A 16,059-nucleotide genomic window follows, 5' to 3' on the forward strand; every position below is an offset into this window, starting at 1 on the left:
TCACAGAAACGGACTCGACACCGTCACGGACCTATCCGACACACAGCCACACAGCCGGAGTTCTACGCGGACCTCGTGGCGGCGGTGCCCGACCGTCTCGAGGCGACCCACGCCAGTGATGTCGCTGCCCTCGACTGGCGGGAGGAGCTGGCGTGAGACTTCGAGGACGCGCTGTTCGCTCGAAGCGGTGCCAACCGCGAGCGAGCGTTCGTATCACGGCGACCGGCTGCCGTGGGAGTACTCGCCGCCCGCCGAGGCAGCCGCGAAGAAGTTCCTCCGACTGCGGAACCGGCTGGTGCCGTACCTGTACGCGCTGGCTCGTGAGGCCCACGACGAGGGGCTCCCGATGGCGCGGGCGATGTGGCTCGCCTACCCTGACGCGGAGCCGGCCGCCACGTTCGACCGCCAGTACCTGCTCGGCGACGACCTGCTGGTGGCGCCCATCGCGACGCCCGGGCCGGTCGCGACGAAGGAGGTCTGGTTCCCGCCGGGCGAGGACGCATGGGTGGACATCTTCACCGGCGAGCGCTACGAGGCGGGCCAGGTCGCGACCGTCGAGGCACCGCTCGACCGGATGCCGGTCTTCGCCCGGACCGGGACGGTCCTGCCGCTCAAGCCGCTCGGCGACCGTGCTGGTGATTCCGAGGCCCGTCGTGAGATTCGTGTCTACGCGGGCGACGAGGGCGCGTTCGAACTGTACGACGACGCGGGTGAAGGCCTCGGGTATCGGGCGGACGAGTTCGGGCGGACGCCACTCCGATACGAAACGACGCCCAACGGGCATCGCTTCGTCATCGAGGGGATGGAGGGCGACTACCCGGGCCGCCCAGACGAGCGGGCGTACGACGTGACGTTCGTCGGCGTCGAGGCGCCCGAGCGGGTCGTCGTCTCGGGCGCCGGGCGGACGGCGGACTGGACATACGACGCGGATGCACGGGAGGTGACCGTCTCCGTGGACCCGCGGCCCGTCTCCGCTCGCGTCGTGGTGACCGTGGCGTAGTCGGTGGCAGGTGGCGTGTCGCTGCAGGTCCGGCGTCCGGCGAGTGACGCCCCCGGGTGGCCGCTATCGGAGTGTGCCGACGTAGACCGTATCTCCGTCGAGCACCACTCCCGGTTGCCGCCCGGTCTCCGTCTCGAACGTCCACGCCTCGCTCCCATCGCGTTTCTCGAACGCATGTACCATCCCTTCCTCCGTCCCGGCGAAGACGGTACTCTCTCCGATGACCGGGGGGTGTTCCAGGTCCTCCGTGAACGTCTCCGACCAGCGCTCGCGTCCATCTCGCTGACGGAATGCCTGTAGCGCTCCGTACGACGCGGCCCCCGAATTTCCGCCCCCCGTGTCACTGAGTCCGTCACCGGTGACGAAGATGGTGTCACCCGACTGCTGGAGCACCATCGATGTCAGCTCCGTGACGGTTCGCCACTGTTCGGTCCCGTCGCTCGTCGAGAGTGCGAACAGACGGCCGGCATACGCGGCGTACAGTGATTGGCCCAGACCCATGGTCGAGGGCCAGCTCGCACCGAGCGGCATAATCTCGCCTCCGGCTGGTGCCTTCCACTGCCACCGTTCGGTTCCGTCCCCGGTCGTGAGCGCATAGACCCGGTTCCCGGTCGTACTCGGGTAGACGTGGCCGCTGTGGACCGCCATGCCACCGCGAACCGGCTTCTCGGTGTCGAACGTCCAGCGCTCGCTCCCATCCGTCACGTCGATCGCAATCACCCGACCGTCGCGCGAGCCGACGAACGCGGTGGTGTCGGCGACCGTCGCCGCATTCCTATCCAGCGCCCCACCCTCGTATGTCCAGCGCTCGGACCCATCCTCGAGGGAGAGCCCACGGAGGCGTTCCTTTCCACCCCCCACGACGACGGTCCCATCGACGGGGCGTGGTACCAGCCACATCTCGGCGTCGCCGGCAACCGTCCACTGCTCGCTCCCATCGGCCGCGGAGAGCGCGTAGAGTTCCTTGCCGGCGGGGACCAGGAGCGTCTCGTCCACCAGTACGGGGTCCTTGATAAAGATACGAGCGCATACCCCCGTATTCAGGCGGGGGTCAATCGGACAATAGCGTACACCACACCCAACGACGCTATAACTGGGTTTCCACCCGTTTTATCGGTAGTATTAATACGCCGACGATACATAGTATGCGACACGGATGAAGACCACACGGCACGCGACCTACAACCTCAACTACCACATAGTGTGGGTGCCGAAGTACCGGAACTCGGTACTCATTAACGAGGTCGCAGACCGTGTGCGAACCATCCTCCACGAAATTGCCGACGACAAGGGTCTCGAAATCCTCGACCTGACCGTACAACCCGATTACATCCACCTGTTCGTCAGTAGCCCGCCGAAACATGCCCCATCCCTTCTCGCCAACTGGTTCAAAGGCATCAGTTCGCGGAAGTACAACCACCGCTACGCCGACCACGACGGCGAGAAGATCGGGTGGGCGAGGGGCTACTACGCGGGAACTGCCGGAGAGGTCTCCAACGAGACGGTCTCGAACTACATCCAGCGTCACGAGGAGAGCGAGTCGTGACCGAACTCACGAAGACGCTGGAACTGAAACTGGTCGAGCCGAACGCGCACAAGCGGCGAAAACTCCGTGAGACGAGAGCCGCGTATCAGCAGGCGCTTCAGGATGCCTTCGGCCAGCATTGCACCACGCAGTCCGAAGCGAACGACGTGGTGGTCGACTACGACCTGAGTGGGTACGCAAAGAACGCACTCAAGAAGTACGTGCCGCAGTTGACGACAACGTACAATGCGGGTGAACTTCACGACGACCACCCCGTCCGCTTCACAAACGAGGGGCTCCGGCTCGACCACAAGCCCGAGAACGCCATCGAGTGGTACGTCAAGATTCCACATCATGAGGATTACCACCTCTGGCTCCCCGCACAGCCGAACCCAGAACAGCGGGACTGGCTCGAAGCCTTGAACGCTGGCGATGCGGAGCTGGGAGAGAGTCGGCTGTTCGAGCGGGATGGGACGTGGTTTCTCCACGTCACCGCGACCCGCGACGTGGCGGACGGTTCCGAGGTGTCCGCCGAAGAGTGGACGCCCATCGGTGTCGATATCGGGGAAGCGTCACTCGTCACGGTGTGTCACCGCGACGGAGACGGGACTCCAACCGCTCCCGAACTGTGGGCCGACGAGGGCAAGACCGTTCGTCGGCTCCGCAAGACCTACTTCACGGCCACCCAGCGACTGCAGGAGCGTGAAAGCGAGCGTATCGCAGAATCGTTCGGCGACGACCTGTGGGACCAGATCGACGACGTGTTCCACCGTGTCACACGCGAAGTTGTGGCGTACGCCGAGTCCGTCGAGAATCCGGTTCTCGTGCTGGAAGACCTGACGTACATCCGGGAGTCGATGGACTACGGCGCGTACATGAACCGCCGGCTTCACGGCTGGGGATTCGCGAAACTCCACGCGCAGATCCGCTACAAGGCCGTCGAGAAGGGCATCCCCGTCGAGACGGTGAACCCACGCAACACCTCGAAGGAGTGCCACGCGTGCGGTGAGGTGGGATACCGCCCTCAACAGGCGACGTTCAAGTGTACGAACGATGCGTGCTGGATGGGGGAGTATCAAGCGGACGTGAACGGAGCGGTGAATATTGCGGATCGCTACCTCAGTGGAGAGAGTCGTTCCAGAGAACACGAGAACGACGATGACTCGGCTGAGGATGGGGGGCGTTTGACCGCCCCACAAGACAGCCAAGCCGATGCTGAGACCCAGCAGGCGACGCTTGGAACGTATGCGTCTTGAAACCGTAGGGCCAGGCTCAGCCTGAAATCCCGTGGTGGGATTCCCGCGTCTTCAGGCGCGGGAGGAGGTCAAATCGTTCGTGTACTCGAACTCGACATCGTAGCTCCAGCGCTCTTCGCCATCCGTGGTCGCGAGCGCAGAGACCGTCGTTCCTGACCCGACGACGATGGTGTCGTCGAAGAGGGTGGGGCCACCATCAACGGCCCCCAGGGTGGTCACCCAGCGCTTGCTGCCATCGGTGCGTGAAAGTGCGTACACGCCGTCCTTCTCCGGGCCGAAGCATCCCGCGCAGGCGGTCACGATGCCAGCGGCTCCCGCTCGAAGGAGGTCACGACGCCCCATCCAGCCCCCAGCCATGCTAGATACTGGCTGACGTATGTGTGATATAGCTACTGCTTCGGCTGGTTCAGGTGAGTGCGTCGCTCCGATTGTGGAAGCTCACGGCTGGGCCCGGTCTCTCTCCCGATAGGCGACATCGAGGTCGAGGTCATCGTACATTCGGTCCAGCATCGCCAACGCCGATTGGAACTGGGCGTAGTGTTCGCGCATATACGCGATTGTCTCCTCCTGAGGAATCACCGGGTAGCCTTCGACGTGCTCGATGTCGAGCGATCGACGCGGGTCAAGGACGAACTGCAGTGGCCCTGCCACCTCATCAGGGAGCTGGCGTTCGGATGCGGTCGGAAGGCCGAACGACTCGAAGAACGACTCCCAGGCGTCGACATCTCGCTCGCGAACTGCGAGGAACAGCGGGTAGTCTTCGGGGCTCCGACCGACCTGGTAGCCTCCCTGTGTCCACACGTAGACGGCATCGATTCGCGTGAATGCGAACGGCCAATTCCCGAACTGCGGGAGCACGTAGGCCTCCTCGATAGTAGGTGGACTGACGCCGGCGCTCGCAGCGACGAGTTCGCGTGCAGCAACCCTCACACGGTCGTCGACTATCGAGAGGCCATCGGCTTGACATCCTCCTCCGGTTAAAGCCGGAGGAATCCCGAGCGTTGGGATATTAGGGTTTGCAGTCTCCCTGCTCTCTCGTGTTGAACGACCCGCTCTCGCGGTCGAACAGGAAGACTCCGGGCTGTGCCAAACAGCCGTTACTCATATCCCCCGTCGGGGGACTCTGAGTTATCTTTCGGCGGATGTTCACCGCACCGTTCACGTCCGCGTTCATCGTCGCCCCGCACGACTCACAGACGTACAGACCGCGCTCCACCCGATTCGAGTCACGAATCTGCCCACAACACGAACACGTCTTGCTCGTGTTTTCCTCATCCACTTGATCAACGAGGATACCGTGTTCCTCGGCCTTGTATTCGAGCAGATTCGTGAAGCGGTCAAACTCCCATCCGTGGAGTTTCTTGTTCCCCGACACGCCCCAGTTCCGCGAGTCGCCGTGCCCATCCTCGCGTATGTCACCGAGGTCGCCAACTGCTATCTTCTCCACACCTTCTTCGACACACCGCTGAACGATGTGTTTCGAGAGCGTGTGGAGGAAGTGGGCTTTGCGTCGGGAGAGTTTCTGTCGAGCTTTCCGCGCACGCTTCGACGGGCCGTTCTCGCCTTCGGTCTGGTACTCCTCGCAGGTGAAGTAGTGCTTGTCCTCTTTCAGCACGTTCCCCGGATATAGTTCACTCGCGCCATCTTCGTAGTCGATAGCGAGGTAGTTGCTGATGCCAAGATCGATACCCGCCGTGTTGTTACCCGATGCGTTTTCGACTGGAATCTCTTTCTTGCAGACGAGGTGGAGTTCCCACTCGTCGCCGTTCCAGACAGCACGCACCTGTTGGATGTTTTCGACTTCTACGTCGGGGCGAGTTTCGTACTCTGCGAGGATGAAGTCAGACCGGCTCTCTTTCAGGTTGAAGCCTTTCGAGAGGCGGAGTTGGCCGTGCTTGTCGTCGTGCTTGATGGCTCGCTTCTTCCACGTGACGGTGGAGCGCGCGTGGTCGTTGCCACGTTTTCGGTAGCCCGGTGGGTTGTTGCCGCCGTCGGAGTTATACCAGCCGGTGAACGCTTCAGCAAGTTCTTCGAGAACTCGCTGACTTGACTGAGAATGCAGGTCACTGTAGCGTTCGTGATCTTTCAACTCCGATTTCAGCTCGGCTTCGTCGGGTATCTCACCGGTTTCGTCCCACCGTTCTTGGATGTAGTAGCGTCCGACGTTCCACAGTTTGGATGCAGAGAACCCGCACTGGTCAAGGTCGTCACGAACCTGTTGGTGGTTCGTGATGCGTGCGACGTAGGTGCGAGTTGTCTCCAGCATCGTACTGTCTTCATAATATGTTATGGAAGAATATGTATTAAAATCAACGACCAAGAGAGGAGAATATCCGGCTATGGCATCGACCGGCAGAAGTCACGCACCATGTCGGCTGTATCCCCCGCCTAAAGGCGGAGGTATTAGCCTTGTAGTCTCTATAAACAAATATCATACTACAGTATCCGGGGGGCTGTCTGATTCCTGGAGACCGAGCCACGACGCATCGATAGCGACCATATGTACTGTGGAACCGGATAGGGGCCACAAACCACCCGATACCCGATTTGGGTGCTGCTGAGGCGCCCTAACCTTTGTCTCGGTCTCCGCTAGAGTGGGTTGTGTGACCGAAATCAGTGGTAGAATCGAGTAGAGAGGGAGAAACGGGGGCGATGTCTCGCGGCGCGCTCCGAGGACCGAGGAATCGGGGAATAGAGTGGGCTCCATATCGATGAGGAGCGAACGTTCCAGAATCCTGTACTGACGTAAGGATGCATCGAATCGCAAGACTGCACCAACCTTACGCTATCCGTGCGCGAGATATCATTCCCATCTGAGATGAATATTGAATCCTCCCTTCGCGTAATACTCCCCGGAACCGCTTCGCCAGGCCTGCTCGGCGAGCCGTCGCCCTCTGGTTGCTCTCCGAGCGAAGCGGTCCCTCACAGTTCACTAGTCGATTTTCAACACCTCCATCACACTCTAGCGGAGAACGCAGCTAACCTTCGGCCGCCTGAGCGACGACTAGCCGGCTTGGAATGCAACGAGAGCCAGTAACCCCACTCCGAGGTAACCTTACGGAAAATCAAGAAGAAAGCCTCGCCGTGAAGGGCGGGGCGGATGTCAAGTCGGCTCCGTCGACAATCTGCATCGGTGCAGCCGCTGCGGTTCGTGTATCCACGTTCTCGCAGGGTGTTGGGGTCAATCCGTCTCCATCTGCTCCCGAAGCGCGGTCGCGGCGTGATCGAACCGCTCATGGAGGAAATCGGTTCCCGATACCGCGCGCTCCTCGAGGAACTGGGCGTGGTCGGAGCGTTCGTCAGCATCGATTTCGGCCGCCCCCACGCACTCGACGTACCCGTCCAGCGCCCGCTGGAACGCTCGGGCGAAGTGGTCGTACGACCCGTCGACCAGCTCCATGTTGTCGTCGAGACCTTCGATGAGTGCCCGGTAGACCGTAGCCGCTGACTCGTAGGCTCCTCGGGATTGAAACGTCGACGCCAGGTCGAACAGGTCCGAGAAGTCGATCGGTTCGAAGACCACGGCGTACTCCGGATTCGTCTCCTCGAACCGTCCATCGATATCCGTACGGAGATCGTCGACGGATCGCGGGGTAGACTCGCCGAATCGAGCGACAAAACGGTCACGCAACGAGGGGTCCGTGGCCAACTCGTCACGGAGGAACGCACGGAGTTCGTCGGCCTCGGCCCGGTCGAGCGTGGTCTCGACGTGGTGGCCTTCGTCCTTGGGTGGGTCGTCGACGAGCGAGAGCAAGACGGCCACCGCGTGCTTGCAGATACCGGGCCCATCGTACGGGCAGCTGCACTGGCACTCGATATCTGCTGTCGAGTGGTCGAGTGTCAGGTCGTAGTCGCGACTGCCGCTGACGACGGCCGTAACCGTCTCACCGAACCTGGACCGTCGCTTGATTCGGCCCTCCGCCAGGTACCTCTCTCCTCGCTCGTAGACGGCTTCCGTACAACGATCTCGAACGTCGCTCTCGGTGAGATCCATCCTCTAGCTGCAGATGCAATGATACAGGGATACATGAGCCTTGGAGATAGACGGCTGTCAGCTACATCCTCTCCCGAATTCTGAATACATAGCGGATATCCAGACGCTCAGGCCCCACCTCGAGTGTTCGAATAGGTGGACTACGGGATCTCATCAACCGCCGCCCGAAGGTCAGATACCGTCGCCCAGGTGAAGACTCGCTCTCGGGAGAGGTGTTCGAGATGGGCGGCCGCCATCCCGTTCTCGTAGTGCTCGCGCTGGGTCCGGTCGTCGTCATATACACGCTGGAGTACCCACGCCTTCGCCCGATAGGACGGTGCGTACAGCAGGCCCAGTTCCCACACGTAGCCGCCGTCGAAGTCCTCCAGCACCGCAACTACGTGGGTCGCCATCCCACACAGCACGTCGAACAGGCGGGCCCACAGGGCCATCTCCTCACGGGTCAGACCGAAATCCTCCAGCCGGACGGCGACCGCTGGTGGGTCACGACGGTCGTCAAGTCGGCCACAGACCAGTCCCCGGCGGTCGGCTGCCTCACCGTCTCCACCCGCGCCCGCCACGAGATACCGACGTGAGTGGCCCTTGATCTGCTCGAGCCGGTCACCGTTCACGAGGTCCTTGAGTCGCTGGTATTCAGTGGGTGTCAACGAGGTCGCACCAGCATCCACGAGTCGGTCTTCTACATTCGCGGCCGCATCCACGTCTGCGGGCGCTGGCGATGATTGCTCCCCTTTACCCGAACCGTCCGTGTGGTCGTCACCGTCGGCAGGGTCCATGCTGGTCGTCGCTCCGGAGCACACATCAATTATGTGTTCGGATACCATATCACTTTGTAGACTATCTGTGGAATCAAACTCATTTGAGTGAAAGTGTTTATGGCGCCGCGTGGTGTACGGGGCGATATGGAACCGCAGACGAGAGAGCCCGACCACGGCGACGAGGGGTTCGATACGTGGCGGGCGCTCCAGGAGGCGACGGACACGCCCCGGGCGGACCTGCTGTCGGACATCGCCGGTCATCCGAAGGGTGCACCGAGCGTCGAGGAGTTGGCGTACGTGAACCCCGACAAGAGCGAGGACGCCATCCGCCGGCACCTCCGGCGCCTCGTCGACGCCAAGGTCGTCCGGGTGCTGGAGGTCGTGCCCGGCAATCGGCGCCGGGACTTCCCGAACAAGTTCTACACGATCACCGACGAGGCGCGGGCGCTGTTCGACCGGAACGGGCTGTTCCCACGCGAGGCGTGGCAGCGCCAGTACGAGGCCGTCGAGAAGACGGCCCGGATTCGGGATGTCGAGCAGATGCCCCGACCGGCGGGGAAGGACTGACTGATTTCGGCCCCACGTATTCGCCGAAATCGTTCACCGACAGAGTTGCCCAACAGGCGGCGACGTACATCGATACGGGCTGACCCTCGATAGCACTCATTGTCGCTACCGCACTTCCTTCTCGCAGTCAGCTCAGGTGCTGCCAGATGGTCGTCGGGTCGGCACTATTGAGTTCTGCATTCGTCTCCATCTGTCGGAGTTCTCTCACACAGCGCTTCGCGACGAGCGGGTAGACATCGGCAGGGACGAGCTCTCTCTCGAGTCGCATGATCTCCTTCCAGTTCTCGGCCCACATGTCCTCGACGACGCGGGGGTACAGGTCGTCGGTCAGATGGACGCCGAACTCCCGGCCCTCCTCGACGACCATCGAGCGGACCTCCTTGCGGATGCGCGCCGACGTGCAGTATGCCGCGACGAGATACGCCGCACCGGAGTCGGCGTCGTCGGGGTTGCGGCCGAACTGCTCGCGGTTGAGCTCCTCGAATGCCTCGCGGACGACTTTCACACGGCGCTCCTGAGCGTCACTCCGGATGACGACACCCTCGGCGCGAACGTCCGGTGCGAGCGAGGACGGTGGAACCTCGAAGGACTCCGGGTCGACCCCCGACGATTCCTCGAGGATGGTTGCTGGGACGAACGCGTGTGCTGTCGGCGCTGTCTCGTCGCGAATGCGCTCCAGAACGTCCCAGGCTTCAGCCGTCGAGAGGAAGCCCTCGAACGTCTCGGCGTAGGGGTCGCCCGCCGGTGTCATCGTCTCGATAGCCGTGTACGGAAGCACGTCGAAGCCGACCAGCGCAGGGAGGTCACGGTCGGTGTAACCGTAGTCCAGCGTCGAGTAGACGAGGTTCTCCGCGTAGACGATGAGCGGGCTGTCGTACGCATCGTGTAGTTCGCGGAGGGCCGCCGACTCGATACCCTCGCGGAGGCAACGGACGGCCCGGTGGAGGGCACCGTCGATATCGTCGAGGTTCTCGCGGTGGTTACCCCGAATCGACCGCCGGGTGCCGAAGACCAGACTCCCATCCCTATCCGCTGCACTGACGACTGACTCGGGATACACCTCGGAGTACCGCTTGTCGAAGCACGTGAATCGGAAGCTGCTCCCGTCGTACTTCTCGACCACCGTCAGATCATCGGCGGCGAAGAACGCCTCCGGGACGACGGGATGGTCGTAGCGTGGGACTTTGGGGTAGACTTTCATCGTATCGGGGCGACCGAGTCGCTGTCCTATCGTTCCGTCCCGTCGGATTAAGCGATGCGCCGCATCGTGAAGCAATCACACGGGGTCGAACGGTCTCCCCTGCTGGAGCCTTTTATCACTCAGATGGCATCGGGTATATTCCGCTCCCAAGCATCCGTTCTCTCCGTTCGTGGGAATCCCACTGCCACTCGTCATCCTATGGACGCCGTGAGCATCACTACGATCACGAGTACCGTCCAGTCTCGTAGCGGGGCGACACGACACGTCGCCGGAGACCATTGAAACCTGATTGTATTCTGTTGCTGCGGGGCTGGCCTTCGACGTAGAGACACTCTTCGGTAGCCTCTCGAAACAGGTCGAGATCCCCCTCTCGCAGGAGGAGGTCTTACGGAGGATTTCGTCCTGCGTTCAACGGATCGTATGACCGGCCATGATAGGCGACGCGCCACAGCTTGAGCACGGCACGGGTGACCAGTGCCTCCGGTGACTGCTTGATGCAGGAATCTTCGACTTCGTTTGGATCCGCACTCGCATCCGGTGGAGGATGATAATGTTCGAGGCCGAGTGCGTGGATATAGTCACCATCGTGTGGGTGCTTTCCCCACCGGAAGTTCACGCCCTCTGAGTCCGTATAGTGGAACTTGTAGTTTCCACGGGTCGTCCACTGAACGTCAATCCGCCCATGTTCGGCATCACAAAAACCATCCTCGAGTGTGACCTCCAGCACGGATGGGTCGAGATAGTCGTCGAGCGCGGGGGTCGCGAGCGGCTCCAACTCGTCGATGATGTCGCGGATCGTCATGAGTGCCGGCCGATCGAGCGGGCCACGGAGCGAGTGGCCCTCCTCCGTCACAGATGGGTCCGACATCGGCTACGCCGAAATGCTGCTGTCAGTCGGGCGACTACCACCATCGACGAACCGTTCGGCATTCGCGATCGAGAGGGCGGCGTTCGCGAACGCGAGGTTGCGGCGGAGTGTCTGCCAGTCCTGAATCGTCTCGGAATCGATATCCTGCTGTTCCGAGGTGGCTTCGCCGAGCGTCTGGTTCGTCTGCTCGACGGCTAGCTCTTCGGGCGAATCAACGCCGTATTCAGCGCGATACTCAGTGAGTTGGTCGCGCATCTCACCAATACGCGTGACGAGTTCATCCGTCGAGACATGCTCGAGGATATCTGCCGCTTGCTCGACGACAAGCGACTCGGGCGAACGACGATAGGTGGTCCCGCCGTGTTCGCCAGTGGACGTGACGACGAAGCCTTCATCGGCGAGTGCGTTGAGGTGTTTTCGAGCCGTCTTCGGCGAGGTAAGCGCATCCTCGGCGACAGTGTCGGCCGACACGGCCGTATACGTGTGTGCGATAACGCGGCGGACACGCTCGTAGGGGGTTGTCTCGGCCTTCCAATCATCTTGGACCGACTCATTGATGTCCGCGAACTCATCTGGAGTACGATCACTCATATGAATCTCTTCGAGTTGGAGTAATATAGTAGTTTGCTCCGTGCCTATATTACCGATGGGCGCATCCTGCTAGCCCGCCAGCAGCCCCCAACCAGTAACGGAGACTGGTTTCCCGATTGAACACCACCCCGCTATCAGGAGACAGACTTGGCCAGACCCTACGCTGCTGGGCCCTTCCCACCGAGTGCCTCTCTGACCTGCTCTAAGGTGTACATCGCGGTCAATCCTGCCTCGCTGATCTTGAACGAACTGACGGGTGAGGTCTTCGCGTACGTCTTCTCGACGCGAACATCGCCTTCGAGCGGGTCATTGAGCGCGGCGAGTACCTCGTGGCCCTCGGTGTGCGACATGACGATCCAGATTGCCTCATCCGGGTCGCACGCGGCCATCTTATCGAAGTCCTCAGGGACCGCCCGCTTGATATCGTGGTTCACCCGCTCGACCTCGATTGCGACCACCACATCGCCCTCACTGTCGACACCGGCGATGTCGAGACGCTGGTTCTCCCCGAGGTCGTAGTACGGAATCACCTCGACCACATCGGACGCCGGGTCATCCCGATACTTGCCCTCCAGATACCGACGGCCGATCTCCACACCGAGGACGTGCTCGCTCGATTCTTCGAGGTCGCCCTGGCCGTGGCCGTAATCCACGCCCTGCCGATAGCTCTCGCCGATCACGTTCCGTCCCTCCGGCGAGACCGTGTACAGTCGGTGTGGGCGATCCGTATCGTGGCGCAACAGGTCGGCATCGATGAGGTCCTGCACGGCGTCGCTCTCGATGCCGACGTACTCCTGCAGCCGGAGCATCGAGTCCCAGAGTAGGTCGTACTCGAGCGGGTCGAACCGGAGCTGCTGGGCGTTGTAGACTGCCTGGAGGAACATGAGCTGTGCATCCGACCACTCCGAGTCGAGCCGCTCGGCCTCGGTGAGTTTGAGGTTGAGTTCGCAGATGGGGATGTCGTCACCATCGACCGCGTCGATTGACGAGCAGCACTCGATGGCGCGTTCCATCCCGTCGATGGAGGGGTCGTAACGCGTATCGCATCGTGTACATCGAAGGGCGTGAATCGAGTCGTCGTACTCGACGGTCGGGGGAAGCCGCTTCGTGTGTGGGAGGGCGCTATCGACCCGAACTGCGGAGGATGCGCCGTCGGATGCCTCGGAATCGGCCGGGGCATCGAGGTCGCTCGGTGTCTCCTCCCGGACGACACTCGGCGACGATAGGCCGAGGCCGTACTCCGCCCGTGTCCGGGCCTGCATCTCGATTGCTGCTGCGGCGAGCGTGGACTGCTCGTCGAACGAGAGTCCTCGCTCCCCATCCGGGTGGCCGGGCGGGAGCGGCGCCGACTGGACGAGGAACGGCCGCGGCTCCGGCTGGTCGAACGCGGCGGGGAGGCTGACGAGCCACTGCCCGCGTCGGAGGGCACGGAGCCGATTCCCGACCTGCTGTGGGCCCATGTCATCCGTCGCGAGGCGCTGAGCGAAACGCGCGTCTGACGGGACGTTCCCCGTGAGGACGGTCGAGACGTTGTTGAGAATCTCGTCGTAGACGTCCTGGTCGTAGCCCCGGAGCTGTGCGGGGAACTGCATCGCGAGCGTGACCGAGCAGTCGAAGCTGCGTGACTGGGAGAGGAGTTCCTGCAACAAATCGGAGACGGCGATGCTCGCGGCTTCCTCGATGTAGAGGTTGACCAGGGGAAGGTTCTCCCTGACCGCGCGCTTTCGCCGGCGTTTGAGCGCCGTCCACAGCTCCGAGAGGATGAGGAGTGCGAGAACACGCTGTGCCTCTGTCCGGAGGCCACCCGTATCGAAGACGATGACGACGTTCTCGTCGAGGAAGTCGACCAGATCGAAGTGGGAGCCATCACCGTCCTCGTCTTCGTCGGCGTGCACGTGGTTGAACAGGCGGGCGAGCCGGCGGTCGACCGGGACCTTCTCGATGCGGTTCGCCACTCCCTGCATGATCTCGTCGAACGTCTGCGCACGGTTGGCGACGACGCCCCCGAGCATCCGTTCGAGGTCGTCGTCAGCGACGGCGGGCGCGGACTGGCGCTCGTGCATCCGACGGGTGGCCTCGTGGAGTTGCCGGTGCGAGAAGTAATCCGAGCCGTGGACCGGGTCGAACAGCGCCTTCACCAGATATCGGATGATGTCGGGCGAGCGGACGGCCTGGTCGAATCGGTCGCGGCCCATAATCGCCCGGAGAATCTCGATGTAGTGGTCGACCGCATCCGCGACGGCCGTCTCGCGGGGGATGCCTGCGTCGAGTTCGCCACGGATATCGAAGAACGAGATCGCGGGGAGGACCGCCGCACAGTCGAAGTACAGGACATCGTCGAGCGAGCCGTACGCGGCGAAGTGCGCCCGGAGGTAGTCCTTCCCCATACCGTCGCCTTTCGGGTCGATGAGGATGCTTGCGCCCTCCGTGGCCTGGTGATTCGCGAGCATCGCGTTCACGAGGGCTGTGGACTTGCCAGCACCTGTCCGTCCGAACCAGCCGACGTGGAGGGGCTGTAGCGACGGTGGGAGGACGAGTGGCTCGTCCGTGGCCTGGTCGTCGTCCGTGAGTGGGTAGCCGAGCGTCATCCCGGCGCCCGAGTAGGGTGCGAGCTGGTCGGCTGGTGGAAGCGAGAGGCCGGTTCGTTCACTCGGGGTAACGCCCACGCCTCGGACACCCGCGCTCGTCAGGGCGTCGCCCGGGAGCGCACAGAACGAGCCGAGTTCCCGAGCGTCGACGACGAGGCCCGGACTGGTTCGGCGACCGGGGCTGGTGAATGAGCGGCCGTACGTCGGTGAGTGGAACGTTCGCCCGTGGAACTCGTCGACGAGTTGCTGGGCTTCCGTGCCGGTCGAAACGGTCCCCTTGACGCGGTAGAACGGGCCGCCGACTGGCTCGAACGCGAGCGCGAGGTCACGCAGGACGCGTTCTGCGTCTACCGGGTCCGTGGTCGAGTCGACGATTGCCCGGGCGTTCACCTCGAACGAACGGTGCGTGTCTCGCTCTCGGAGATGGACGACCCGCTCCTCGTCGGCGCCGAGCATGACGAGTTCGTCCTCTGGGGGCGGGCCGACGAGCGCGTTCATCAGTTTGCCACCGAGCGTGTCCGAGCCCCGTTCGAGGTCGAGGCGGCGCTCGTCGGCCTCGACGGACCAGTCGGGCTTCGGGCGGACGAGCACCTGATAGCAGGCTGGGACCGGACTGTCGGCGAGCGTCTCCGCGACGGCCGCGAGCGGTGCGCGGACGTGTGTTCGGTCGCGCTCTGATTCGTGGAAGACGCTGAAGGGTGTGAGACAGGTCTGCCAGTCCTTGCGGAGTTTCGGGTCGCCTTCGAAGGCGAGTGCAACGGTGTCAGCGTCTTCGGAGAGGGTGAGCGGTTCGAGGAGCGTCTCGCGGTCGGTTTCGGCGATAGCGTAGCTGTCAGGGAACAGCCCGCGGATGGCGTGTTCGAGTGAGGAGTGAGCGGCCTCGTCGTCGACGCCGACGGCATAGGTGAGACCGTGTTCGTCGCCGGAACTGGTCAGTAGCCATTCGACGGTCGGTGGTGACGCTCTCGTGAGGAAGCCACCCTTTTCGAGACCGGTCAGTCCGTGGAGACGCCGGAGATGAGTCTCGACGGTCGCAGGGTCGAGCGGGGAGTCCGCAGGTCGAATCGTGAAGTAGGGTGGCGAGGCGGGAGTTGAAAGTGAATCGTCAACGGCAGCCACGGGTAATCGCTCCTCTCAGGGTGTGCAGCCAGCATAACTGTTGTCGATGGAGGGGGTAGCTGGGCTGAACAGGAGGATTCGAGGCCCTCCGAAAGCCCCCGGGCGCTCGACCCTCCGGGACCGACTCGCTCCGCTCGCCTCGCCTTCGGCGACGGCTGCGTGCCTCGGCCTCACTTCGTTCGGCCTGCGGTGCTTGCCGGGTCCGGGAGGAATCGACCGCCCGGCCCCTTTCAGCCCCACCCCGTTGTGTTTCGGGGCCGCGCTGCGGCGGGAGTAGCATTTCCCTGGTGGCTGAGCAGGCTTCCCCTCGGTGTCCCCACGATGGGCGCTGACGCATTCGTTGCGCTAAACGGAGTTACACTCTCTACACGGAGCTCCGATTGCATGGTGGACTCGACAGGGCTTCTCTGGCGGTTTGGAGGCGTAGACCGTCCTCCGGAGCGAACGACGCCCCCACCGACTCCCGTGGAAGATAGATCGGGGCCTACAGGCCTGGCCTCTGGAAACGACTCCTCGCTGTTGCTCGTTGGGACTTGGATATTTGAGTGCAGCCAAATTATTTACGCCATCCGGCACAAACATCGGGCTGATG

The 16,059-nt window shown here is 62.7% G+C and carries 13 protein-coding genes and 1 pseudogene; 4 read left to right on the plus strand and 10 right to left on the minus strand.

Annotation, left to right across the window (positions count from 1 at the left end):
* Positions 1-187 precede the first annotated feature (187 nt).
* On the plus strand, positions 188-1,000 hold the full coding sequence (locus tag NL115_RS00955; RefSeq protein WP_254831364.1) for a glycoside hydrolase family 31 protein: 813 nt from the start codon (positions 188-190) through the stop codon (positions 998-1,000).
* A gap of 63 nt (positions 1,001-1,063) precedes the next feature.
* On the opposite strand, the gene NL115_RS00960 is transcribed toward NL115_RS00955, so the two are convergent.
* Positions 1,064-1,996 carry an outer membrane protein assembly factor BamB family protein gene (locus NL115_RS00960; RefSeq protein ID WP_254831365.1) on the minus strand — a complete coding sequence of 311 codons (933 nt, stop codon included), beginning with the start codon at positions 1,994-1,996 and terminating at the stop codon, positions 1,064-1,066.
* Positions 1,997-2,156: 160 nt separating this feature from the next.
* On the opposite strand from NL115_RS00960, the gene tnpA reads away from it, so the two are divergent.
* Both tnpA and NL115_RS00970 read left to right on the plus strand, forming a co-directional pair.
* Complete coding sequence (tnpA, locus tag NL115_RS00965; protein WP_254831366.1) at positions 2,157-2,546, plus strand: IS200/IS605 family transposase; 390 nt, start codon at positions 2,157-2,159, stop codon at positions 2,544-2,546.
* Positions 2,543-3,781 carry an RNA-guided endonuclease InsQ/TnpB family protein gene (locus NL115_RS00970; RefSeq protein ID WP_254831367.1) on the plus strand — a complete coding sequence of 413 codons (1,239 nt, stop codon included), beginning with the start codon at positions 2,543-2,545 and terminating at the stop codon, positions 3,779-3,781. The genes tnpA and NL115_RS00970 overlap by 4 nt, the downstream gene beginning before the upstream one ends.
* Before the next feature lie 51 nt (positions 3,782-3,832).
* On the opposite strand, the gene NL115_RS00975 is transcribed toward NL115_RS00970, so the two are convergent.
* From NL115_RS00975 to NL115_RS00995, 5 genes and pseudogenes are all read right to left on the minus strand, one after another.
* The gene (locus NL115_RS00975; RefSeq protein ID WP_254831368.1) at positions 3,833-4,138 is read right to left on the minus strand and encodes an outer membrane protein assembly factor BamB family protein; all 306 of its coding nucleotides are present in this window, start codon (positions 4,136-4,138) and stop codon (positions 3,833-3,835) included.
* A gap of 81 nt (positions 4,139-4,219) precedes the next feature.
* Positions 4,220-4,738, minus strand: a pseudogene (locus NL115_RS00980) (RNA polymerase subunit sigma-70); the annotation flags it as partial.
* 52 nt (positions 4,739-4,790) lie between these two features.
* The gene (locus tag NL115_RS00985; RefSeq protein ID WP_254831369.1) at positions 4,791-6,047 is read right to left on the minus strand and encodes an RNA-guided endonuclease InsQ/TnpB family protein; all 1,257 of its coding nucleotides are present in this window, start codon (positions 6,045-6,047) and stop codon (positions 4,791-4,793) included.
* 915 nt (positions 6,048-6,962) lie between these two features.
* Positions 6,963-7,775: an SWIM zinc finger family protein gene (locus NL115_RS00990; protein WP_254831370.1), complete on the minus strand. Its 813-nt coding sequence runs from the start codon at positions 7,773-7,775 to the stop codon at positions 6,963-6,965.
* A 140-nt stretch (positions 7,776-7,915) separates the two neighbouring features.
* Positions 7,916-8,551 carry a hypothetical protein gene (locus tag NL115_RS00995; RefSeq protein ID WP_254831371.1) on the minus strand — a complete coding sequence of 212 codons (636 nt, stop codon included), beginning with the start codon at positions 8,549-8,551 and terminating at the stop codon, positions 7,916-7,918.
* A gap of 126 nt (positions 8,552-8,677) precedes the next feature.
* On the opposite strand from NL115_RS00995, the gene NL115_RS01000 reads away from it, so the two are divergent.
* Positions 8,678-9,100 carry a helix-turn-helix domain-containing protein gene (locus NL115_RS01000; protein ID WP_254823006.1) on the plus strand — a complete coding sequence of 141 codons (423 nt, stop codon included), beginning with the start codon at positions 8,678-8,680 and terminating at the stop codon, positions 9,098-9,100.
* Positions 9,101-9,227: 127 nt separating this feature from the next.
* On the opposite strand, the gene NL115_RS01005 is transcribed toward NL115_RS01000, so the two are convergent.
* The 4 genes from NL115_RS01005 to NL115_RS01020 all read right to left on the minus strand — a co-directional run bounded on the left by NL115_RS01005 (position 9,228) and on the right by NL115_RS01020 (position 15,467).
* Entirely contained in the window at positions 9,228-10,301 is a 1,074-nt protein-coding gene (locus NL115_RS01005; RefSeq protein ID WP_254831372.1) for an RNA ligase family protein, read from the minus strand.
* A gap of 385 nt (positions 10,302-10,686) precedes the next feature.
* Positions 10,687-11,169 (minus strand): toxin-antitoxin system TumE family protein, encoded by a 483-nt coding sequence (locus NL115_RS01010; protein WP_254831373.1) that lies wholly within the window; start codon positions 11,167-11,169, stop codon positions 10,687-10,689.
* Between the two features lie 3 nt (positions 11,170-11,172).
* Complete coding sequence (locus tag NL115_RS01015) at positions 11,173-11,760, minus strand: DUF7342 family protein (RefSeq protein WP_254831374.1); 588 nt, start codon at positions 11,758-11,760, stop codon at positions 11,173-11,175.
* A gap of 158 nt (positions 11,761-11,918) precedes the next feature.
* Positions 11,919-15,467 (minus strand): type IV secretory system conjugative DNA transfer family protein, encoded by a 3,549-nt coding sequence (locus NL115_RS01020; protein WP_254831375.1) that lies wholly within the window; start codon positions 15,465-15,467, stop codon positions 11,919-11,921.
* Between the last annotated feature and the right edge of the window lie 592 nt (positions 15,468-16,059).

This window comes from Haloglomus salinum, from assembly GCF_024298825.1.
Classification (GTDB): Archaea; Halobacteriota; Halobacteria; order Halobacteriales; family Haloarculaceae; genus Haloglomus; species Haloglomus salinum.